Origin of the sequence: Arcobacter ellisii, assembly GCF_003544915.1 — a bacterium.
Taxonomy (GTDB): Bacteria; Campylobacterota; Campylobacteria; order Campylobacterales; family Arcobacteraceae; genus Aliarcobacter; species Aliarcobacter ellisii.
The window spans coordinates 258,418-277,356 of the sequence record NZ_CP032097.1 but is presented as its reverse complement, the minus strand read 5'-3'; the positions used below and the strand labels follow the sequence as shown (position 1 = coordinate 277,356).

Below are 18,939 nucleotides of genomic sequence, written 5' to 3'. Positions count from 1 at the left end.
CAATTTTTATAAATTACCAGTTAAATTCAGACCTAAATATGTGTTATAAGCAACATAACAAACTACAAGAATCGTTCCTTCTAATCTTGTGATTTTTCCTTCTTTATTTTTAAATCCATAAGCCATTATTAAAAGAGCAATTGTTAAAACTAACATTACAATCCAATCTCTTTGTAAAACTTCAAGTGGAATATTATTCATTGGTGCAATAACTGTTGCAATACCAATTACAGCTAAAATATTAAACATATTTGAACCTACAACATTTCCAATTGCAATATCATGTTCACCTTTACGTGCAGCAATTACAGAAGCTGCAAGTTCAGGAAGAGAAGTCCCAAGTGCAACAATTGTTAATCCAATAATTAAATCACTCACTCCAAACTCATGAGCAACTCCAACAGCTCCCCAAACAAGAAGTCTTGAACTTCCAATTAATAAAACTAATCCTAAAACAAGCCAAAAAATACCAGCTTTTAAACTCATTTCATGTTCTATTAATTCATCTTCAATTTCTGTTTCTAAAGCATCATTTTTTGATTTTAATGCTGAAATTATTGACCATGCAACAAGAGCAAAAAAACCAAGTAATAATGCAATACCTTCAATAAATGTTAAAGTATTATCTAATAATAAATATCCTGAAATTAATACTATTCCTAATAATAAAGGCATCTCTTTTTTTACAATATTTGAATTTACAACTATTGGAGAAATAAGAGCAGTAACTCCTAAAATAAGAGCAACATTTACTATATTTGAACCAATAGCATTTCCAAGAGCAAGACCTGGATTTCCTTCCATTGCAGCAATTGCAGAGACAACCATTTCAGGAGCACTTGTTCCAAATCCAACAATTAAAATACCAATTAGCAGACTTGGCATTCCAAGGTGTTTAGCCGTTGAGGCTGCACCTTCAACGAATTTATCAGCACTCCAAACTAAAATACCAAATCCAGCAAGAATTGCTAGTAAATATAAAACCATTTTTGACCTTTTTTCATAAAAAAATTTGCGCCATTATAGTTAAATATTATTAATCAAAAGTTTATAGATACATAAAAGCTTAATTCAAATTCATTATTTTCATCAAAAAAGTCAAGTTTTTTATAAACTGCATAAGAAGGTTTTGTTGTTGTTTCATATTCACTTTTAGGCAACCATTCGTGATAAACCCAATGAATAAAGGGAAGTACATCTCCTGTTTTACCTTTTAAATCAAATTTTGCATAAACACCTTCTGCAATTTTAAATTTTGGTAATCTATCACTTTTTACACTCTCTTTATCATCAACAACAATACATCCAATATATTGACAATCATGTAAAGGTGTAATTGTTGGATTATCGTGAAAAAGTGCAATTCTTCTATATGAAGTTATGTTATTTGTCAAAACCCAAGTTTGTAATTTTTGCCAAGTCTCTTTTATATTTACGTTATAACCTTTATTTCGTATATAAAAACTTTCAATTGCTGGCATTTTTACAATACTTGGAACCATATCATTAAAATTTGCTTTTGATTGCATTGCCTTTTGAGATTGTTGTAATATTTTTTTTGAATACTCTTTATATCCACCATTTTTCCACTCTTTTGGACTCATTTCAAATCTTTCTTTAAATATTTTTATAAATGATGATTGAGAAGAGTAACCACATTGGTTTACAATATTAGAAATTGTTGAATATTTGTTTGTTAAAAGTAGATTTGATGCTTTTTGTAATCTAATTGATTTTATACTCTCATAAATGTTTTTTCCAAATGCCTCTTTAAAAATTCTATGCATATGAAATTTACTCACACCTAAATCAATACTTAACTCTTCGATATCTATATTTGTCTCTATATGAGTATAAATATAGTACATTATGTCATTTGCTATTTTTGTTCTTTTTTGTAACGTTTCTTTTTTCATAAAATGATTATAACACAATATAACTATAAAATAAGCACTATAAAACAATTTTTTTCACACTAAAAAAGAAGAAGATTTTACTAAATTTCCCTAAAATTACGCCGTTTAAATCATTTATTTGATTACTCAAAATAAAAGGATTTCCACATGGAAGAAGTAAACTTAATCGCAGAATCAGTAAAGTTTATGTTTTTAGGGATGGGAGTAGTATTTGCATTCCTAACAATAATGATATTTGTACTAAAAGCACAAGGGATAATATTAACAAAGTTTTTTCCACAAGAAGAGAAGAAACCAGTAAATAGTAGTCCAATAGTAACAAATAACACAAAAACTGAAGCTGCAAAAATGGCTGCAATAGTTGCTGCAGTACAACATCATAAAAATCTGAAGGGTTAAAATATATGTCTAAAAAATATATAGATATCATGGACACCACATTTAGAGATGGATTCCAATCTGTCTTTGGTGGAAGAGTCCTAATGAAAGATTTCTTTCCAGCTGTAGAAGCAGCAAAAGAAGCAGGTATAACTCACTTTGAGTTTGGTGGAGGAGCAAGGTTCCAATCTTTATTCTTCTATCTACAAGAAAACGCATTTGAAATGATGGATAAATTTAGAGAAATCGTTGGACCAGATGCAAACTTACAAACTTTAGCTAGAGGTATCAACACAGTAATGCTAGATACTGGTTCTAGAGAATTAATCGACTTACATGCAAAAATGTTTGCAAAACATGGAACAACAACAATCAGAAACTTTGATGCATTAAATGATGTTCAAAACCTTGAATATAGTGCTGAATGTATTAAAAAATATGGTCTTAACCATGAAGTAGTTGTTACACTTATGGATTTACCTCCAGGTTGTACTGGTGCTCATGATGTACCTTTTTATGAAAAAACTTTAAGAAATATTCTTGATAGTGGATTACCATTTGACTCTTTATGCTTTAAAGATGCATCAGGTACTTCATCTCCTCAAAAAATCTATGAAACAATCCAAATGGCAAGAAGATTAGTGGGTAATGAAACTCATATTAGACTTCATACTCATGAAACTGCTGGTGTTTCAGTATCTTGTTATTTAGCAGCTTTAGAAGCTGGAGCTGATGGTATCGATTTAGCTGCCTCTCCTGTTAGTGGTGGAACATCTCAACCAGATATTTTAACTATGCTTCATGCTGTAAAAGGTAAAAACTACGATTTAGGTGGTTTAGAAATTGATAAAATTCTAAAATATCAAGATGTTTTAGCTAACTGCTTAAAAGATTACTTTATCCCACCAGAAGCTACTCAAGTTTCTCCTTTAATTCCATTCTCTCCAATGCCAGGTGGTGCATTAACTGCAAATACTCAAATGATGAGAGATAATGGTACTTTAGATAAATTCCCAGAAGTTATTAAAGCTATGAGAGAAGTTGTTGAAAAAGGTGGATATGGTACATCTGTAACTCCAGTTTCTCAATTTTATTGGCAACAAGCATACGCAAATGTTATGTTTGGTCCATGGAAACAAATTGCTCCTGGTTATGGGAAAATGGTTTTAGGTTACTTTGGTAAAACACCAGTTGAGCCAGATCCAGAAGTTGTAAAACTAGCAGCTGAAAAATTAAAACTTGAACCTACAAAAGAAAATCCTTTGGATATCGCTGATAGAGATGAAAAGAAAAAAATCTCTGTTTGGAAACAAAGATTAGAGATTGAAGGAATTGAAGCAACAGAAGAAAATATCTTTATTGCTGCTGCTTGTGATGAAAAAGGAATTGCATTCTTAAAAGGTGAATCACCTTTAAATGTAAGAAAAAATGATTCTGTTTGTGATAATGATAAAGATTGTAAATTAGGAGAGAATAAAATGGCAAATGCTAGTGGAAACTATACTGTTGTAGTTGATGGACAAAGATTTAATGTAACAATTGCTGAAGGAAATGCAGATATTCAAGTAACTCCTGTTGCAAGTTCTAATTCAGTAGCTTCTTCAACACCTGCTCCTGCTTCAAATGGTGGAACAGAAGTACCAGCAGCTGTAAATGGAGCTGTATGGAAAATTTTAGTAAAAGAAGGTGATAGAGTTGAAAAAGATCAACAAATTATGATTCTTGAAGCTATGAAAATGGAAATAGATATAACTGCACCAGTTTCTGGAGTTATAACTAAAATTTTAGTAAATAATGCACAAGCTGTTGATGAAGGACAAACATTAGCCATTATTGGTTAATAATTTGAGGGTAATTAATGAAAAAAAATATATTAATAGCTATTTTTCTTCTATTTAGTGCTTTTGCACTAAATAGTTTTGCTTCAACACCTGCTGTTGAAACACCAACAGAAGAAAAACAGCCTTATCATTCAAAAACAATGGGTGAACTAGTTGATTCGTTTTATGCAACAACTGGTATTAAAGCCTTGTTTGAACCACAAGTTGGTGTATTAGATTCACATGGAAAAGAGATGACATTCTTTGCTCAAGGGTATGGAAGAATCATCATGATTTTCATCTGTTTCTTATTATTTTATTTAGCAATTAAAAAAGGGTTTGAACCATTACTATTAATTCCTATTGGATTTGGTGGATTATTAGCAAATATACCAATAGCAAATATGGCAGGACCAGATGGAATGCTAGGAATTATTTATAGTATGGGTATTACAAATCAGTTTTTCCCATTATTAATTTTTATGGGTGTTGGAGCTATGACAGACTTTGGTCCATTATTAGCTAATCCAAAAACTGCATTACTTGGTGGTGCTGCACAATTTGGAATCTTTGGATCACTTGTTGGTGCAGTATTATTAGCACAATTTGTTCCAGGGATTAACTTTACATTAGAACAAGCTGCTGCAATTTCAATCATTGGTGGAGCTGATGGTCCAACATCAATTTTCGTTGCATCAAAACTTGCACCTGAATTACTTGGAGCTATTGCCGTTGCTGCTTATTCATATATGGCATTAGTACCACTAATTCAACCACCAATTATGAGAGTATTAACTACTCAAAATGAGAGAAAAATAAAAATGTCTACACTTAGAAAAGTATCTAAGTTAGAAAAAATTGTTTTCCCATTAGTAGTATTATCATTAACTTTATTAATTTTACCAGATGCTGCACCATTAATTGGAGCATTATGTTTTGGGAATTTTGCAAGGGAATCAGGAGTTGTTGATAGACTTTCTGATACAATGCAAAATGCATTAATTAATATTGTAACAATATTTTTAGGATTAGGTGTTGGTTCAAAACTAGCATCAGAGCAATTTTTAGTAGCAGAGACTTTAGGAATTATGGCAATAGGTCTTTTAGCGTTTGCTGCAGGAACTGCAATGGGTGTAATAATGGCTAAAATAATGAATTTAGTAAGTTCAAAAGATAGTCAAATAAATCCTTTAATTGGAGCAGCAGGAGTATCTGCTGTGCCAATGGCAGCAAGGGTTGTTAGTAAAGAAGGTCAACTTTATGACAAATCGAACATTTTATTAATGCATGCGATGGGTCCTAATGTGGCTGGTGTTATTGGTTCAGCAGTTGCTGCTGGTGTCCTTTTATCGATATTTAAATAATCTATTCCAAATATCTTATATAAAGCCCTTGTAGTACATCTACAAGGGCTTTTTTTATGTCCAAAATAAATTATCAATTATATAAATATATGTTTATTTTTTAAAAAAGTAAAAGTATTATTGAGAATATATAAATAAAAAAAGGCTTTGAATAAAAAGTATAAAACTTTCTATTCAAAGCCTTTTAATGGAGCGGGAGACGAGACTCGAACTCGCGACAGTCTGCTTGGAAGGCAGAAGCTCTAGCCAACTGAGCTACTCCCGCTTAGTGGTACTCCCAGTACGATTCGAACGTACGGCCTACGCCTTAGAAGGGCGTTGCTCTATCCAGCTGAGCTATGGAAGCAATAAAAAATAAGGTTAAAAAAAGCCTTATATAATAAGTAAAAAAACTTTTTATATAAGGCTTTAAAAATGGAGCGGGAGACGAGACTCGAACTCGCGACAGTCTGCTTGGAAGGCAGAAGCTCTAGCCAACTGAGCTACTCCCGCTTCATATGGTGGTGCGGATGAAGAGACTCGAACTCTTACACCGTGAGGCACCAGATCCTAAGTCTATTCTAAACCATTTTCAATAAGTTTCATTTCTTTTCAATACCTTTCAAAACACCGATGTAATAGGCATTATAAGCAAAAAGTATTTTTCATTTATTTTCAATATTTTTCTTTATTTTTCATATTTTGTAGTAAAAACTGTAGTAAAAAATATTATATAAATGAAATATTAATTTAGTTATACTAAGACAAATAATTAAAAGGAAAATTAAATATGGCTCTGGAACCTGTAGGTGGAAAATATGAAGGAGTGTGGACTAATAAGTTAAAAAATGGAGATGTATCTTACTATATAAATTATAGAGATGAAAATGGTAGACCTGTAAAATTACAAGTAGGTAAAAAGACAAAAATAAATGATTTTACAATTAAAGATGCATATTCAAAATTAATTGAAATAAAATATAAATTACAACATGAAGAATTACCTACTATTAAAATGGGAAAAGGTTCTAAAATTAAATTCAATGATATCTGGGAAGAATTTTTAAAATATGCCAAAGTAAATAAGAAATCATATTTTATGGACGAATTAAATTATAACAAACATATAAAACCAATTTTTGGAAATAAAAATGTGAAAAATCTTAAATCCTTAGATTTTGAAAATTTTAAACAAACACTTTTTAATAAACCATTAGAAGCTCAAACTGTAAAACATCAATTAACACTTATTAGAACTATTATAAATTATGCTATAAAACATGATATTTTAAATAATTATGTAAATCCATTAGCTAATGGAAAAGTTAAGATGCCTTCTATTGATAATAAAAGGGTATCTTTTTTATCAAAAGAACAAGCAAAAAAACTTCTTGAAATATTAAAATCTACTCATGAGTTAACTTATCATCTAACTGTAATTTTACTTTTCACAGGGGCAAGATTTAGTGAAGTTACTGGTGCTGCATCAAAAAAGAATAAATCTAAGGAAAACACTGCACTTAGATGGGATGATGTAAACTTTAATGCAAATACTATTTACTTCAAAAAAACTAAAGATGGAAACGAAAGGTATATTGCAATAAATAGTATTTTACTTGAAACTTTAAAAACACTCTATGATAATAAAACGAATAATAATGTAATAAATAATAGTGCTGGTGGAACAATTTTAAGAATGCCTGATTATTTTAAAAATGCTGTTGAAAAAGTAATACCAGGAAATAAATCTCAAACATCAAAATATAAAATTACTGCTCACTCTCTTCGCCATACTCATGCAAGTTGGCTTGCAGAAGCAGGACTTGATATTTTACAAATAAAAGAACAACTTGGTCATAGAAATATTGAAATGACTATGAGGTATGCACATTTAATTCCAAATATTAGACACCGAATTACTGAAGATTTAAAAATCTAAAGATAGTAAGCTTCTTTATATTTTTTATTTTCATACATTATTTTAAAAGGTCTATATTTATCAAACTTTTTAGAATATTTTTTAATAAAATTTTCTTCAAAATTATCATCTATTTTATTTAAAATTTTTTTATTTTGATTTTCTAAAAAAATTTCTCTAATTCTGTTATTGTATGGATTTCTTAATTTTTCTTTTGAGGAATCACCATAAAAAAGAATTAAATCTAATATCATATTATGTATATCTTTTTCTTCTTTTTTAATTAATTTATATTTTTTTATAATTTCTTTTACTTCGTTTTTATAAACTTTATAAATAAAATCTAAACTAGATTTTTCACTAATATTTAATAATTCTAGTATAAAAGAAAATATAATTTCTGCATCTTCAAGAAGATCCTTATTCTCTTTGAAAAAAGACAATTCACTTATTTCAGTTGTTTTTTTAAGGTCAGATTCTCGTAAAGCCCTTAAAATTCTAATCTCATATTCTCTATTATTATGTAAATTCTCCATTATTTTTAACTTGGAATCAATGTATTCATTAATCGTCATTATTCGATTTTTTGATTTTAATGATATTATTGAATTTAATAAATTTTTTTGTTGAAAACAAACAACTTCATATTGAAGTAAATTAAAGAAATCAAATAGTTCAATTAAAAATGAATTAAAATCTATACCTCTAATATGAAATCTTTTTTCTATATTCTCATATTTTTCTTTATATTTTTCCAAATGTTTAAAGGGATCAAAATAAGCAAAATTTTCGTCATAATCTTGCCTTGCATATTTAAAATATTTTTCTAATTTGAATATTTGCTTTGATTTATCAGAATTTATATTATAGTTATCATAAAAATTATCTACATATTTAATAAAGTTTATTTTATTTTTTTTTGTTCTTATTGGATTAATCTCACATAAATAATACATATCTTCAAATATATCATGTTCTATAATAACTGGATTAAATATTCCTACTTCTTTTATATCTCTTGTTTTCACTTTAATATGTTGAATGAATATTTCTCGAAATTCTTCATAATTTGAATCATATTCTTTAAACTCGCTAATAGATATATTACCCAAAGTATTAAAAATCTTTTCGTAAGTTATATTATTAATTATAGTATTATCAATTTCTATATTCATCTTTTTTTTATTTAATTCTTTAAATATTTTTATCAGTATTGCATTTGCTTTAATTTTTTCTTTTTCAAAAGAAAAATTTTTAGAAAATTCAATTAATTCTATTACATCATGAATATACTCATTTATTTTTAGATTAAAGGATGAATATTTCTTTAAATAATATTTTTTTCTATCTGTATTTGGATCTTTTAATTCATATATGATTTTATCATCAATTTCATTATCATTGTTATTCAAATTTGCAATTAAATAACATTTTGATGGTGCCAAATCTTCAAAATGTAAACCTGAACTTACAAGTAATTTTGATAATCTTTCATAAAAGTCATTTATATTTTCATTTTTCCTATAATTAATATAATTAGTTTTTCTGGACAACCATTTTAATAATATTCTTTTTGAATTCATCTATTTCCCTTCTTTCAATTTCAGACACAAGGTTCTTCTTTTTTAGATATTTGTACAAAAACTAGTAATCTCATTATGATTTTACACTTTAAAAATTAAAAACTCACAAAATTTAATTAGTTTATTAAAGAATAAAAGACAAATAAGAAAAGCCATTTCATGGTATCTAAAATGATTTTTTGACAAAAAATAGCAAAAAAACTATCTATTATAGATGATAATATTTCACAAGTTTTGCAAAACAATATTTGAAAAAGGATTAGAATGATTGATAAAGACAAAATAGGATTAAAAGAAGTATTGGCAATCGATGGAAGATATAGTTATTCAAAAGTTTCAAAGATTTTGGGAAAGATAGGTGATGAAAAAGCTCAAGAAATTGGATTAATCCCAAGAATTCACTCAAAAAATGGGAAAAAGAGAATATTCAAAATGGAAGAGGTAAAAAAATGGATGGAAAAATGAAAAATGTCAGAAAAGTATTAGATTTAGATTGTGTATTTGCAAATAATGAAGTTCTAAAAGACTTTATCATCGAAATAATTGAAATTTGCGAAAAAATAAATGAAGAAACACAAAGTAAACATAGTGTAATTTTTTGGAAAAAAGTAAAACATGAGTATTTATATGTTGATTATAAGATTTTAATAGTAGCTCTTTTAAATTTTCTGCAAAAGACAGATATCTCAGTTGAGAATTTTGAAAATATAAAAAAAGAATTCCCATATTATGATTATTCAAAATTAAATGATTCAATGCAGAATTTACTATTCATATTGGCAAAAAACGATTTAGTATATTTTACGGAATTAAAAAATTATTATACTAAATGTCAAATATGTATAAATTCTGAAGATATTAACTATATAACAAAAATGGATAGAATATCCATAAAATATTCAAAAATATTACAGTTATTTGCAAATAATGAGAATATGATTAATGAATTTGAAAAATATATAAAAAGAGATTTTACATTTTTGAATAAAAAATCAAAATTAAGAAATAAAGTATCTTATCAAATTGAAGAATTCTCACAATTTCGTGATTATTTTATGTCTGAATTTTGAGCTTAAAATGTCAAATAATAACATTTTACTTCATACAAATATTTCAATTTTGATACTAAAAAAATTAGATAATTTCTTTAGAAATCAAAATTTAGAAGTAAAAATTGATATTTTCTATGAAAAAAGAAACGAATTTTTCAAGCTAAAAAATGAAAACCCAAGTGCTGATTTTGCAGTACTTGAGTTGGCTGCATTTTATAATGCTATTCAGATTTTTTATAATTTACGTCAAAAAGCCATAAAAAAGAATACAACAATATCAACCGCAGAGATAAAAAAATATGAAGATTACCTATTGAAATCATCATCAAATTCAAAAAAATTTTCTAAAAAAGAGGATTTTTTACTCGATAAATCATCAATAATTAATTATTTACTTAGTAAAAATATAAGCTATCGCATAATGGCACTCTTCATTAAAAAACGATATAAAATAAATATTTCTCACGCATACATCAGCCAAATAGTTGAGAAATATCCTTCAATATTTAAGAAGAAGGAAGAAAATTCTAATGATTAATACAGTTAATTACACAGATTTAATTGAGCTTTTCATAGCTTTATTTATTTTATTAGTTTTTAGCTTTTTTATTATTTGTTACTATTTTCTAAAAAAATTTGATAGAAAAGACTCTTTAAAAAACAAAGAAGAAATTCTAAAAAATCTTAAAAATTTAAAAATAAAGATAGATGAAATTGAAAATATAAGTCGTAATTTAACATTACGATACATCGATACACAGGAGTTTTTAGCAAAAAATGAGTCAAACTATAAAAAGATTTTTGATTTTTTATTATCAGAGATTTCTAAAATTAAAGTTTTAGAAAATGAAAATAACAAACTATTAAATATTGTTAATCGTAAAATTGCTAAATATCAAAAATATAATAAAGATGAAGACTAATGCTTCATCTTTATTTTAAAAACCCAACAGGTACAGCATACATATTTTCATCAATTTGCAAAAATGTATCTCCCATATAAAGCACAATCCCTTTATTAAATTCTTTGTTTATCTCTTCTTTTAATTTATATATATGTTTAAAATCATCTTTTTTAACTGTTTTAGAAGCTTTTATTTCAAGAGCTATAATTTTATTTGAATACTCTAAAATAAAATCTATTTCTTTTTTATCAGTTGTTCTGTAATAATACAGATTAGCTCTACTTTGAGCATAAGAGTTTGCTTTTAGTAATTCACTAAAAATAAATGTTTCAAGGATTTCACCTTTTAGTGGTGATTTATTAAACTCATCTTCTGTATTAATTTGTAAAAGATGACAAAGTACTCCTGTGTCAATGGAAAAGATTTTAGGAGTTTTTGCTAATCTTTTTAATTGATTATTAAAATATGGTTGAAGTTTTTGTATTTGGTAAGTATGTTCTAGAACACTAAAGTAACTATCAAATGTTTTTCCATCAAGTCCAACTTGTATTTGAATATCATTTTTATTAAAAATACTTCCACTTCTAAACATACAGTGTTTGTACATATTTATAAACTTATCCATATTTCTAATATTTGCCAATTCTTTAGCATCTGATTCTATATATGTTCTGATATAAGAGCTAAACCAAAGATATTTACCTTTTTGGCTATCAATTTTATTAATCTCAGGATATCCACCATCTATAATATCTTTTTCTACACTTATATTTTCATATTTAGTTAAAAGGTATTTATCTAAATCTTTTGAAAAAATATCTATTATATTATCACTGCTTTGATTTTTCTCTTTTAGTGAAAATGGATAGAGTTCAACTATTCCAATTCTTCCAGCAAGTGAATCTGATATTTCTTTAAATCCTTGAAGTGAAGCAGAACCAGTTAAAATAAATTCTCCATTTATTCTGTCTTTATCTACATATTCTTTTATAGATATAAGAAGTTCAGGTAATCTTTGAATTTCATCAATAACAACTGGTTTATCTAATGATTCAATAAAGCCTTTAGGATTATTTTTAGCCATTTCATACATATTTATGTCATCAAGAGTAATATAATTGTCGATATTTAGATGCAATGCTAAAGTTGATTTTCCAACTTGTCTAGCACCACTGATAAGTAAAACTGGAAAGAATTTTTGATACTCTTTTATATCTTCTAAAATTAATCTTTGAATATACATATATAGTCCTTTAAATTTATGGATTATAATACTATAATTTATATACTTTTAAACTTATATTAATACTATGAAAGATAATGTTCAGTAATAGAAGCTCTAAAATGTTTCATCTCCCAACTAACTTTTTGAATAGCTTCATAGTAAGAGTAATTAGCTTTTTGTTGATAATCTCTTACTCTATTTTGAGCAAAGGTCCATCTTAAACCATGACTAGAGTGATATTTTTGGTTTGATAGATTTGATGCTTGTTTTAAATCATTTAGATAGTGTTGATAGATGATTTTAAATTTATCATTTTCAATTAGGTAATTTTCAAGTTTTTTATAAATATCTAAAGGAACTAATACATCTCCAACTTTTCCACCTTTTTCTTTTGTTTCAATAATTCCAACTTCTTCATTTATAACTATATCTATTTTAGTACCTTTTAGTTGTTCATATTTAATTAAAGTTACTGCTTCAACTCTTGCTCCCCCAAAAAGTTGTATTGATGCTGCAATTTTATGATTTTCATTTTGAAGATTTTTTATTAACTCTTTGGGATTTAAGTATGTTCTATTATGGTAATTATCTGCAATTAGATTAAAATTCCTAGCATTAGACAAAATATTTTGTCTAATTTTAAAATCATATTTTATTGGTTCTTTATTTGTAAAAGCATATTTTTCAATTGAGTATTTATTTAATGCAAATTCTAATTTACCTAAAGCTGAAGAGATTTTTTCAGCATATTGTTTTGAAGCGTAATATTCTATTTTATATTCAAAGTAAGATTTAACATGTTCATCAGTTATAAGTTCACAGTTTTTTAATTTGAAGTGTTCTAAAAGATAGTTGAAAAAATTGTTCCAAACATTTCTATATGCTTTCATTGTATTAAAAGAAGCAACACAGTTATAGTGTTCATGGTTTTGATTTATTCTATCTTCTTTTTTTGCACCTTCTTTAAATACAACTTTTGAAAGTTCTGCACTTTGATAATAAACACTTCCTCTCATATTTATCCTATTAAATTTTTAAATTATAAATCTATCCTGTCTCTAAATTACAGGTATGTGTTGAGTCTATCTTCTTTTTTAATTTCATTGAAAGAGCAAACAAATATTATTAGAGTAAAGGACTAATAACCCCTAGTAATTAAAGTATTAACTAAACTTTTCAGTTTTTACAAAGTTCTGATAACTTGACTGCATTTAAGCATCACTTAGATTTTTAGAATTACTATAAAAATTAGAATCTAGATAACTAAAATTTAAAGCCACTTTTATAAAATTGAGTGAAAACAATTTTGAAGTAAAACTTCTAATAAATAAAAAATTGTAACTTTTAAATTGTAAACTAACTACTTTACTAAAAGAAGATTTTAAAGACTCTACCGTTTCCTTTTTTTACTAAACTATATGAAATCAATTGGTATTAAATGCTTTTAGCCTACTTAGTTTACAAAAAATAAATTTCATAATTTACACTAAAGTTTACAGTTGTTTACACTTTAGTTTACAAAAGAAGTTATGATTTTTTCTGATTTTTGATTTTTGCTATAAAACACTTAACTTAAACAGTTTTATTTATTGACATACTTTCTATATTAATATATAATTGTCAATATATTATCTATATTAGATATTAAAAGGAGTAAAATATGACTGTATTAATGATTATTGGAGTTTTTCTTTTTATGGGATTAATCTATTTTTTTATTAGAAAAATAAATTCATTTAGTTTTAGAAAATACAAATATGGTTTCTTTTCAAATGAGCTATTCTTTTTATATTGCATTATTTATGTTCTTTTATTTTTTGGATATGATTTATATACTGATGCAGTTAAAGTTGATGGTGATATATTAAATGGAATTTTACTATTTGCATTTGGAGTTATATTATTAATTACTAGATTAGTTTTAAATATAAAAATAGCTAAGTTCTTTTTTGGAGTATTATTTACAATAATACAATTTTTTATATTTATACCAATAGCTTTAGGTGGATTAGTTATCTTAATGATTATATTATTGATTGCAAGTCAGATTAAGCCTGTTTTTAATGTAAATTCTAAGTAAAAGAGATAGTTAATATTTAACTATTTCATTTATATCAACATTTAGATATTTTGCAATTCTTACCACATGTAATAAATTAAAATGTTTTCCATTTTTATTATTTTCACATTCACAATAAAAACTAACAGAGTTAAAACCAATATTTGCAGAAAAATCTAATTGTGTAAACTTATGCTTTTTTCTGAGTTTTTTAACATTTCTAGATACAGCTTTATAAAATTCTTCTACATCTTCTACTACTTGAACTAAATCATTATTTTTCAAATTAGTTTCACCTATTGGTTAATTTTGATGTAAAGTTTATTATTATATGATTCTTTAATCATTCAGCTATAAGTGAATAAATTGATAAATATCTCTTTGATTTAAAAGAAAAAGACTAGATATTTATTGCAAATAATTATTATTTTTTATAATTGTTAATTTCAATGAAATTATCAAAAAAATAAAGATTTGTAGTAGATAGCATTAATGAGAAGCTCTTAGACTAAAAATCTGCTAAGTTTTATATACAAATATTGAATGATACTAAGTATTTATAAAGTTATTTTTATAGATAATAAAAAGTTATTAAATCATGGAGGATAAGTAATAATGAAAAAAATGTACACAAAATCAATCTTAGGTGTTGCTTTATTATCAGCAACAGCATTATTAACAGGATGTGGTTCTAATAATATACCAATGGAACCTGTTAATGCAAAAACTTTAGAGTTAAATAAATTAAAAGAACAATATCCAGATGTAAATATTACACAACAAGATATAGATAAGGGAAATATTCTATATAGTGGTGCAAGTGGTGATTATTCAATGATGAGTATGAAAAAACAAAATAATCATATCATTTCTGGTATTCAAAAAGCTTCAATGGATACATTAAAATCAAAAGCTAAATATTTTGAAGTTGTAGCTCCTAAAACTTTAGCTGATAAAAAATTATCTACTTATGAAGAATTTAGTAAAGAGTGTTTAAGTTCAAATCCATTTGGAGGAAGTGATCCTTGTGATATTACGAATAGTTCATTTTTCTTAAGAACAAGTGGAATAGTAGGTCATTTAAATGATAATAATGCTACTGCAAAACTTTTAATAAAAATTTATACAGAAAAACCATCAAATGTAGCCGTATTTGACGCAAATGAAGTGCTAGATTCTTTAAAAAAGAAAGATGAACTTCAAAAAAATTTAACTGAAAATAAATAGCAAGGATCTTTAGTATGAGAAGAAAAGTATTTATATTAGGTTTATCATCAGTTTTAACTCTTAATTTATTTGGTTCAATTATGAATGCAACGGAAGCATCAGCAGCAACTGATGCAACAACAATTAAGATTTTTAATTCTTTAATTGAAAATCCAAATGGTAAAAAAGCTTTAGACACTACAATTGAAATTATTGAAAATGAAATTAAAAAAAATACTGAAACATCTTCAGAAAGATATGTTTCTCTAAATGCATCAATGTTTAAGAAAGCAACTGAAGGTTTAAAAGATTATGAAATTAAAGTACTTGAACTTAAAATGAAAGAAGAGTTAATCCAAAAAGGTTATACATTAGTTGATGGAAGATATAGTGCAATACCTTTTAATTTTAGTATTGTTTGGAAATAAATGCTAAAAAAATCAATTTCAATCATAACAGTAATCACTTTTTTTAGTGGTTGCGCTGTAAAACAAGAAGATTCAACTGCTACAAAAGCTTTAAAACATACTGCAAATGCACCTGCTTATGTAATAGTTGGTGTTGGAATGGCTGCAACTTTAGCTGTTCAAGGAACATTAATAGGTGCTGGTAAACTTGTTGGAGCTGGAAAAAAAGATGAAAATGTTGAAACTACTGAAAATAATACCAGCGAAAATGAAGTTAAAAATGAACAAATGAAAGAAACAGTATCAATTGAAACTTCTAATTCCTCAAACCAATAAATAGTGCATGTTACATCAAATGTTAATTTAACACTTCATGTAACAAATTCTCATAAAAATGTTACATAGATTGCAAATTTACATTTCAGTTAACATTTTTGTATTTACTTATACTACTTAAACTCTTTACAAAAAGATAAATACAAAAAAATGGGAAAAGAAGAAAAAAGAAAGAGTATTTAATTACTCTCCCTTTCTAATTCCTTTTGAATCTCTTCAAACACATTTTGAGCAAACAAACTCTGTTTTGCGTAATCTTCTGCTTTATAGATTGCTACATCATGGTCATAGATATTAAAATATTTATCAAGGAATTTTTTTAATTCATCTATTTGGCTTTTATCAAACTGATAATCTAATTCTATTATTGTTTTTGGATTTAACATTTTATTCTCCTTTAGTTTTAAATTTTTCATATTGAGTTTTTAATCTTTCATATTCATCAATAGGTAAGATTACAACATCATCTTTATTTGGTGTTTTTATTAGCAATTTATCTAGTTTTTTTTGAGCTAATTTATCCAGATACAAATCTATATTTTTTTGAAAAGATTCTTGGGTTAATATTTCAGTTTTTTCCATGGTGTTTCCTTATTCTTTTTAATCTTAGGTATTTTTTATATCTTTTAAACTCTTTATTTAATGTTTTATTTATATCAAATGGTTTGATAATTAAAATTGCGTATATTATTACAAAAGAGATAATTACATATCCATCATTTATTGAAAAATAAAATAGTAAAAATATATATAGTATTAATATAAAGAACAAACTTTTAAATCTATTAGTAAAATCATATAAAAACACAAACATACATTTATGTATAAAATCTTTTGGTATCATCTTAATTATCCTTTTTTACTTCACATTTTGAGACAGGAAGTTTGGTTTTACCTTTTAAGAAGTAATAGCCATCAAGGATATAATTATCTTCTTTTGAAATTTCAAGTATTAATTCTCTTGTTGTACAAGTTAAAATTTTATTATTATTAAAATCATTTATTATTTCATCTCTTGAGTTTAGATGAAAGTATAAAAGAGCAATTGGAATAAGAGCTATTATAATTATAATAAAAAACTCTATTTCAACTTTTGTATTTACAATAAAATATTTAGTTCTTCTTTTTTCATTCATATTGCATCACTTTTTACAATATCATCTGATAGAATTTTATTAACAATACTTATTGAAGTAACAAGTGGAATAATGGTATACATTAAAAAATTCAATACATCACTAAATTCAATAGTACTTGAAACTTTTTCATTAAATAAACCCAAATGCAAAAAAATAACATATAATATTGCTCCTATAAATATAACAACTATACCCATAGCTACAAGTATTGCTAATTTTGCAAAGAAAACATTCATATTTTTATAAAAGTTACACATTTTTAAATCTCCTTATCTATTTTAAAACACATCTTTTTAGATTAAATATATTTACACCATTAGTAACAAAGAATTCTCTATTTTTTTCAAATTCATATCCATTTTTAATAGATACAATAGAAGAGTTACAAATTACTTCATTTCCATTTTTAAATGCATTTATTACTTCATTTTTACTATTTTGTTCATATTTATTTAAAATAAAAAATAGTAACAATACACAAGAAGCTAGGATAATTCTTCTTAATATAAAAAAGAAAGCATCTTTTTGTTTTTTACATTCATCACTTAAAGAGTTTACATTTTCCATCTGATTCCTTTTTATTGATTTAATATCCATATTAGATATTTATGAAGATATTATAATCTAAATAGGAATAATTTGTCAAGATATAATTATCTAATATAGTTTATTTAATATCTATATTAGTCTAATATGGATTATAATTAGGGGTTTTTAGGTTTTTTATTTGTTTTTACAATTATTTTTATGTAAATCAATTTTTTATAAAATATATTCATAATATAACTAGAATATATCTATTGTAGATAATAATTTATATAAATTAAGCTAATAAGGATTATTTTAATAAAGTTTTACTTATCTAGTATAGAAATTAATATGATATAATTCATCTAATATAGAAGTAAAGAGAGTTTTTTATGACAAAAGAAGAGTTTAATATAAGATTAAAAGAGTTAGGAATAACACAAAGGGATTTTTCAACTATTGCAGATATACCATATTCAACAATTAACAATTGGGGATTTAAAGTAAATGAAAAAGTAATACCTGTTCCAAGATGGGTAGCTCCATTTTTAGACCATTTTGAGAAATCAAGAAAGTATGATTATTTATTAAAAGAGATTTTAAAAGCTGCACAAAATTTAGAGAAAAAGTAAAAATTATATATGTTTGATAGATACAAAAAAATTACATATATCTTTTTATTTTTACTTTATATAGTTACACCACTATATATAATAGTTTATTCAAATAGTTTAGTTGATTATGCAATTGCTTTATTTATATTAACTCTTGGGTTCATACTACATTTTATAATTGAGAATGGGCATAAGAGAAGTGTTAGGGAGTTTTTACTTAGGTGGTTTTAGGTTTAGATATAAAAAATTACTAACTTATTTCATTCCCGTATTTGATAATATCAACTCCGTATTTGTCTCTGATTTTTAACAGTTTTTCATTTAAAGATGCAAATTTTAAATCATTTTCATAATCTAAAAGAGAGTAAGTTTTTTGATTATGGTTATTTGTGAAATTAGATGCGCTGATTGCGATAAATTGAATTTTGTGTCCATAATGATTATCTAATTTTTTTATCATTTCGATTGATAAGTCACACAAAAATCTTTCATTAAATAGTCTATTTTCGG

General features: G+C 25.6%; 26 protein-coding genes and 3 tRNA genes. 13 read left to right on the top strand and 16 right to left on the bottom strand.

All coding sequences use genetic code 11. The features are described 5' to 3' along the window. Positions 1 to 6 precede the first annotated feature (6 nt). Together AELL_RS01535 and AELL_RS01530 are read right to left on the bottom strand one after the other, a co-directional pair. A complete protein-coding gene (locus AELL_RS01535) occupies positions 7 to 987 on the bottom strand; it encodes a calcium/sodium antiporter (protein WP_118916246.1) in 981 nt (326 codons plus the stop codon). Between the two features lie 53 nt (positions 988 to 1,040). Further along, positions 1,041 to 1,916, bottom strand: coding sequence for an AraC family transcriptional regulator (locus AELL_RS01530; protein ID WP_118916245.1), 876 nt, complete (start codon positions 1,914 to 1,916; stop codon positions 1,041 to 1,043). Between the two features lie 147 nt (positions 1,917 to 2,063). On the opposite strand from AELL_RS01530, the gene AELL_RS01525 reads away from it, so the two are divergent. From AELL_RS01525 to AELL_RS01515, 3 genes are read left to right on the top strand one after another with little or no spacing between them, the layout of a single operon-like run. Further along, a complete protein-coding gene (locus AELL_RS01525) occupies positions 2,064 to 2,315 on the top strand; it encodes an OadG family protein (protein WP_118916244.1) in 252 nt (83 codons plus the stop codon). 5 nt (positions 2,316 to 2,320) lie between these two features. Beyond that, entirely contained in the window at positions 2,321 to 4,135 is a 1,815-nt protein-coding gene (locus AELL_RS01520) for a biotin/lipoyl-containing protein (protein ID WP_118916243.1), read from the top strand. Between the two features lie 17 nt (positions 4,136 to 4,152). Then, complete coding sequence (locus AELL_RS01515; protein ID WP_118916242.1) at positions 4,153 to 5,478, top strand: sodium ion-translocating decarboxylase subunit beta; 1,326 nt, start codon at positions 4,153 to 4,155, stop codon at positions 5,476 to 5,478. A 188-nt stretch (positions 5,479 to 5,666) separates the two neighbouring features. Here the strand turns inward: AELL_RS01515 and AELL_RS01510 are convergent. From AELL_RS01510 to AELL_RS01500, 3 genes are all read right to left on the bottom strand, one after another. Further along, positions 5,667 to 5,743: transfer RNA gene (locus AELL_RS01510), tRNA-Gly, on the bottom strand. A gap of 4 nt (positions 5,744 to 5,747) precedes the next feature. Then, a tRNA-Arg gene (locus tag AELL_RS01505) sits at positions 5,748 to 5,824 on the bottom strand. 69 nt (positions 5,825 to 5,893) lie between these two features. Continuing rightward, positions 5,894 to 5,970, bottom strand: a tRNA-Gly gene (locus tag AELL_RS01500). 277 nt (positions 5,971 to 6,247) lie between these two features. On the opposite strand from AELL_RS01500, the gene AELL_RS01495 reads away from it, so the two are divergent. Then, the gene (locus AELL_RS01495; RefSeq protein ID WP_118916241.1) at positions 6,248 to 7,396 is read left to right on the top strand and encodes a tyrosine-type recombinase/integrase; all 1,149 of its coding nucleotides are present in this window, start codon (positions 6,248 to 6,250) and stop codon (positions 7,394 to 7,396) included. Here the strand turns inward: AELL_RS01495 and AELL_RS01490 are convergent. Then, positions 7,393 to 8,958: a hypothetical protein gene (locus AELL_RS01490; RefSeq protein WP_118916240.1), complete on the bottom strand. Its 1,566-nt coding sequence runs from the start codon at positions 8,956 to 8,958 to the stop codon at positions 7,393 to 7,395. The two genes, AELL_RS01495 and AELL_RS01490, sit on opposite strands and share 4 nt — an antisense overlap. Positions 8,959 to 9,222: 264 nt before the next feature. On the opposite strand from AELL_RS01490, the gene AELL_RS01485 reads away from it, so the two are divergent. The 4 genes from AELL_RS01485 to AELL_RS01470 are packed head-to-tail and all read left to right on the top strand — an operon-like array spanning position 9,223 to position 10,933. Beyond that, on the top strand, positions 9,223 to 9,423 hold the full coding sequence (locus AELL_RS01485; protein ID WP_118916239.1) for a hypothetical protein: 201 nt from the start codon (positions 9,223 to 9,225) through the stop codon (positions 9,421 to 9,423). Next, the gene (locus AELL_RS01480; protein WP_129096297.1) at positions 9,420 to 10,028 is read left to right on the top strand and encodes a hypothetical protein; all 609 of its coding nucleotides are present in this window, start codon (positions 9,420 to 9,422) and stop codon (positions 10,026 to 10,028) included. The genes AELL_RS01485 and AELL_RS01480 overlap by 4 nt, the downstream gene beginning before the upstream one ends. Before the next feature lie 7 nt (positions 10,029 to 10,035). Next, positions 10,036 to 10,548 carry a hypothetical protein gene (locus tag AELL_RS01475; protein ID WP_129096296.1) on the top strand — a complete coding sequence of 171 codons (513 nt, stop codon included), beginning with the start codon at positions 10,036 to 10,038 and terminating at the stop codon, positions 10,546 to 10,548. Next, entirely contained in the window at positions 10,541 to 10,933 is a 393-nt protein-coding gene (locus AELL_RS01470) for a hypothetical protein (RefSeq protein ID WP_118916236.1), read from the top strand. Before AELL_RS01475 ends, AELL_RS01470 begins: the two co-directional genes overlap by 8 nt. Before the next feature lie 10 nt (positions 10,934 to 10,943). Here the strand turns inward: AELL_RS01470 and AELL_RS01465 are convergent, their stop codons facing one another. Both AELL_RS01465 and AELL_RS01460 read right to left on the bottom strand, forming a co-directional pair. After that, positions 10,944 to 12,158, bottom strand: a complete 1,215-nt coding sequence (locus tag AELL_RS01465) for an ATP-binding protein (protein ID WP_118916235.1) — start codon at positions 12,156 to 12,158, stop codon at positions 10,944 to 10,946. 65 nt (positions 12,159 to 12,223) lie between these two features. Next, positions 12,224 to 13,156, bottom strand: coding sequence for a hypothetical protein (locus tag AELL_RS01460; RefSeq protein WP_118916234.1), 933 nt, complete (start codon positions 13,154 to 13,156; stop codon positions 12,224 to 12,226). A 644-nt stretch (positions 13,157 to 13,800) separates the two neighbouring features. Between AELL_RS01460 and AELL_RS01455 the strand changes: the two genes are divergently transcribed. Then, a complete protein-coding gene (locus tag AELL_RS01455) occupies positions 13,801 to 14,220 on the top strand; it encodes a hypothetical protein (RefSeq protein WP_118916233.1) in 420 nt (139 codons plus the stop codon). A gap of 9 nt (positions 14,221 to 14,229) precedes the next feature. Here AELL_RS01455 and AELL_RS01450 read toward each other — a convergent pair whose 3' ends face one another. After that, positions 14,230 to 14,484: a helix-turn-helix domain-containing protein gene (locus AELL_RS01450; RefSeq protein ID WP_118916232.1), complete on the bottom strand. Its 255-nt coding sequence runs from the start codon at positions 14,482 to 14,484 to the stop codon at positions 14,230 to 14,232. Positions 14,485 to 14,814: 330 nt separating this feature from the next. Here AELL_RS01450 and AELL_RS01445 point away from each other — a divergent pair, with 330 nt between their 5' ends. The 3 genes from AELL_RS01445 to AELL_RS01435 are packed head-to-tail and all read left to right on the top strand — an operon-like array spanning position 14,815 to position 16,148. Next, entirely contained in the window at positions 14,815 to 15,426 is a 612-nt protein-coding gene (locus AELL_RS01445) for a hypothetical protein (protein ID WP_118916231.1), read from the top strand. Positions 15,427 to 15,440: 14 nt separating this feature from the next. Further along, positions 15,441 to 15,833 carry a hypothetical protein gene (locus AELL_RS01440; RefSeq protein WP_118916230.1) on the top strand — a complete coding sequence of 131 codons (393 nt, stop codon included), beginning with the start codon at positions 15,441 to 15,443 and terminating at the stop codon, positions 15,831 to 15,833. Next, a complete protein-coding gene (locus AELL_RS01435) occupies positions 15,834 to 16,148 on the top strand; it encodes a hypothetical protein (RefSeq protein WP_118916229.1) in 315 nt (104 codons plus the stop codon). Between the two features lie 179 nt (positions 16,149 to 16,327). Here AELL_RS01435 and AELL_RS01430 read toward each other — a convergent pair whose 3' ends face one another. The 6 genes from AELL_RS01430 to AELL_RS01405 are packed head-to-tail and all read right to left on the bottom strand — an operon-like array spanning position 16,328 to position 17,854. Further along, a complete protein-coding gene (locus AELL_RS01430) occupies positions 16,328 to 16,534 on the bottom strand; it encodes a hypothetical protein (protein WP_118916228.1) in 207 nt (68 codons plus the stop codon). Position 16,535: 1 nt separating this feature from the next. Beyond that, positions 16,536 to 16,730, bottom strand: a complete 195-nt coding sequence (locus AELL_RS01425) for a hypothetical protein (protein ID WP_118916227.1) — start codon at positions 16,728 to 16,730, stop codon at positions 16,536 to 16,538. Then, entirely contained in the window at positions 16,717 to 16,992 is a 276-nt protein-coding gene (locus AELL_RS01420) for a hypothetical protein (RefSeq protein WP_118916226.1), read from the bottom strand. Before AELL_RS01420 ends, AELL_RS01425 begins: the two co-directional genes overlap by 14 nt. A gap of 1 nt (position 16,993) precedes the next feature. Then, the gene (locus tag AELL_RS01415; protein WP_118916225.1) at positions 16,994 to 17,284 is read right to left on the bottom strand and encodes a hypothetical protein; all 291 of its coding nucleotides are present in this window, start codon (positions 17,282 to 17,284) and stop codon (positions 16,994 to 16,996) included. Continuing rightward, positions 17,281 to 17,544, bottom strand: coding sequence for a hypothetical protein (locus tag AELL_RS01410; RefSeq protein ID WP_118916224.1), 264 nt, complete (start codon positions 17,542 to 17,544; stop codon positions 17,281 to 17,283). Before AELL_RS01410 ends, AELL_RS01415 begins: the two co-directional genes overlap by 4 nt. Before the next feature lie 16 nt (positions 17,545 to 17,560). Then, positions 17,561 to 17,854 (bottom strand): hypothetical protein, encoded by a 294-nt coding sequence (locus tag AELL_RS01405; protein WP_118916223.1) that lies wholly within the window; start codon positions 17,852 to 17,854, stop codon positions 17,561 to 17,563. 353 nt (positions 17,855 to 18,207) lie between these two features. Here AELL_RS01405 and AELL_RS01400 point away from each other — a divergent pair, with 353 nt between their 5' ends. Beyond that, a complete protein-coding gene (locus tag AELL_RS01400) occupies positions 18,208 to 18,447 on the top strand; it encodes a hypothetical protein (protein WP_118916222.1) in 240 nt (79 codons plus the stop codon). Positions 18,448 to 18,679: 232 nt separating this feature from the next. On the opposite strand, the gene AELL_RS01395 is transcribed toward AELL_RS01400, so the two are convergent. Then, a complete protein-coding gene (locus AELL_RS01395) occupies positions 18,680 to 18,910 on the bottom strand; it encodes a hypothetical protein (RefSeq protein WP_118916221.1) in 231 nt (76 codons plus the stop codon). Positions 18,911 to 18,939 lie beyond the last annotated feature (29 nt).

Coding starts and splice junctions, on each gene's coding strand:
- AELL_RS01425 (WP_118916227.1), bottom strand. CDS start 16,730: ATGGAAAAAACTGAAATATTAACCCAAGAATCTTTTCAAAAAAATATA.
- AELL_RS01515 (WP_118916242.1), top strand. CDS start 4,153: ATGAAAAAAAATATATTAATAGCTATTTTTCTTCTATTTAGTGCTTTT.
- AELL_RS01530 (WP_118916245.1), bottom strand. CDS start 1,916: ATGAAAAAAGAAACGTTACAAAAAAGAACAAAAATAGCAAATGACATA.
- AELL_RS01460 (WP_118916234.1), bottom strand. CDS start 13,156: ATGAGAGGAAGTGTTTATTATCAAAGTGCAGAACTTTCAAAAGTTGTA.
- AELL_RS01465 (WP_118916235.1), bottom strand. CDS start 12,158: ATGTATATTCAAAGATTAATTTTAGAAGATATAAAAGAGTATCAAAAA.
- AELL_RS01525 (WP_118916244.1), top strand. CDS start 2,064: ATGGAAGAAGTAAACTTAATCGCAGAATCAGTAAAGTTTATGTTTTTA.
- AELL_RS01480 (WP_129096297.1), top strand. CDS start 9,420: ATGAAAAATGTCAGAAAAGTATTAGATTTAGATTGTGTATTTGCAAAT.
- AELL_RS01435 (WP_118916229.1), top strand. CDS start 15,834: ATGCTAAAAAAATCAATTTCAATCATAACAGTAATCACTTTTTTTAGT.
- AELL_RS01445 (WP_118916231.1), top strand. CDS start 14,815: ATGAAAAAAATGTACACAAAATCAATCTTAGGTGTTGCTTTATTATCA.
- AELL_RS01470 (WP_118916236.1), top strand. CDS start 10,541: ATGATTAATACAGTTAATTACACAGATTTAATTGAGCTTTTCATAGCT.
- AELL_RS01490 (WP_118916240.1), bottom strand. CDS start 8,958: ATGAATTCAAAAAGAATATTATTAAAATGGTTGTCCAGAAAAACTAAT.
- AELL_RS01400 (WP_118916222.1), top strand. CDS start 18,208: ATGACAAAAGAAGAGTTTAATATAAGATTAAAAGAGTTAGGAATAACA.
- AELL_RS01405 (WP_118916223.1), bottom strand. CDS start 17,854: ATGGAAAATGTAAACTCTTTAAGTGATGAATGTAAAAAACAAAAAGAT.
- AELL_RS01520 (WP_118916243.1), top strand. CDS start 2,321: ATGTCTAAAAAATATATAGATATCATGGACACCACATTTAGAGATGGA.
- AELL_RS01485 (WP_118916239.1), top strand. CDS start 9,223: ATGATTGATAAAGACAAAATAGGATTAAAAGAAGTATTGGCAATCGAT.
- AELL_RS01430 (WP_118916228.1), bottom strand. CDS start 16,534: ATGTTAAATCCAAAAACAATAATAGAATTAGATTATCAGTTTGATAAA.
- AELL_RS01410 (WP_118916224.1), bottom strand. CDS start 17,544: ATGTGTAACTTTTATAAAAATATGAATGTTTTCTTTGCAAAATTAGCA.
- AELL_RS01495 (WP_118916241.1), top strand. CDS start 6,248: ATGGCTCTGGAACCTGTAGGTGGAAAATATGAAGGAGTGTGGACTAAT.
- AELL_RS01475 (WP_129096296.1), top strand. CDS start 10,036: ATGTCAAATAATAACATTTTACTTCATACAAATATTTCAATTTTGATA.
- AELL_RS01535 (WP_118916246.1), bottom strand. CDS start 987: ATGGTTTTATATTTACTAGCAATTCTTGCTGGATTTGGTATTTTAGTT.
- AELL_RS01415 (WP_118916225.1), bottom strand. CDS start 17,284: ATGAATGAAAAAAGAAGAACTAAATATTTTATTGTAAATACAAAAGTT.
- AELL_RS01440 (WP_118916230.1), top strand. CDS start 15,441: ATGAGAAGAAAAGTATTTATATTAGGTTTATCATCAGTTTTAACTCTT.
- AELL_RS01420 (WP_118916226.1), bottom strand. CDS start 16,992: ATGATACCAAAAGATTTTATACATAAATGTATGTTTGTGTTTTTATAT.
- AELL_RS01455 (WP_118916233.1), top strand. CDS start 13,801: ATGACTGTATTAATGATTATTGGAGTTTTTCTTTTTATGGGATTAATC.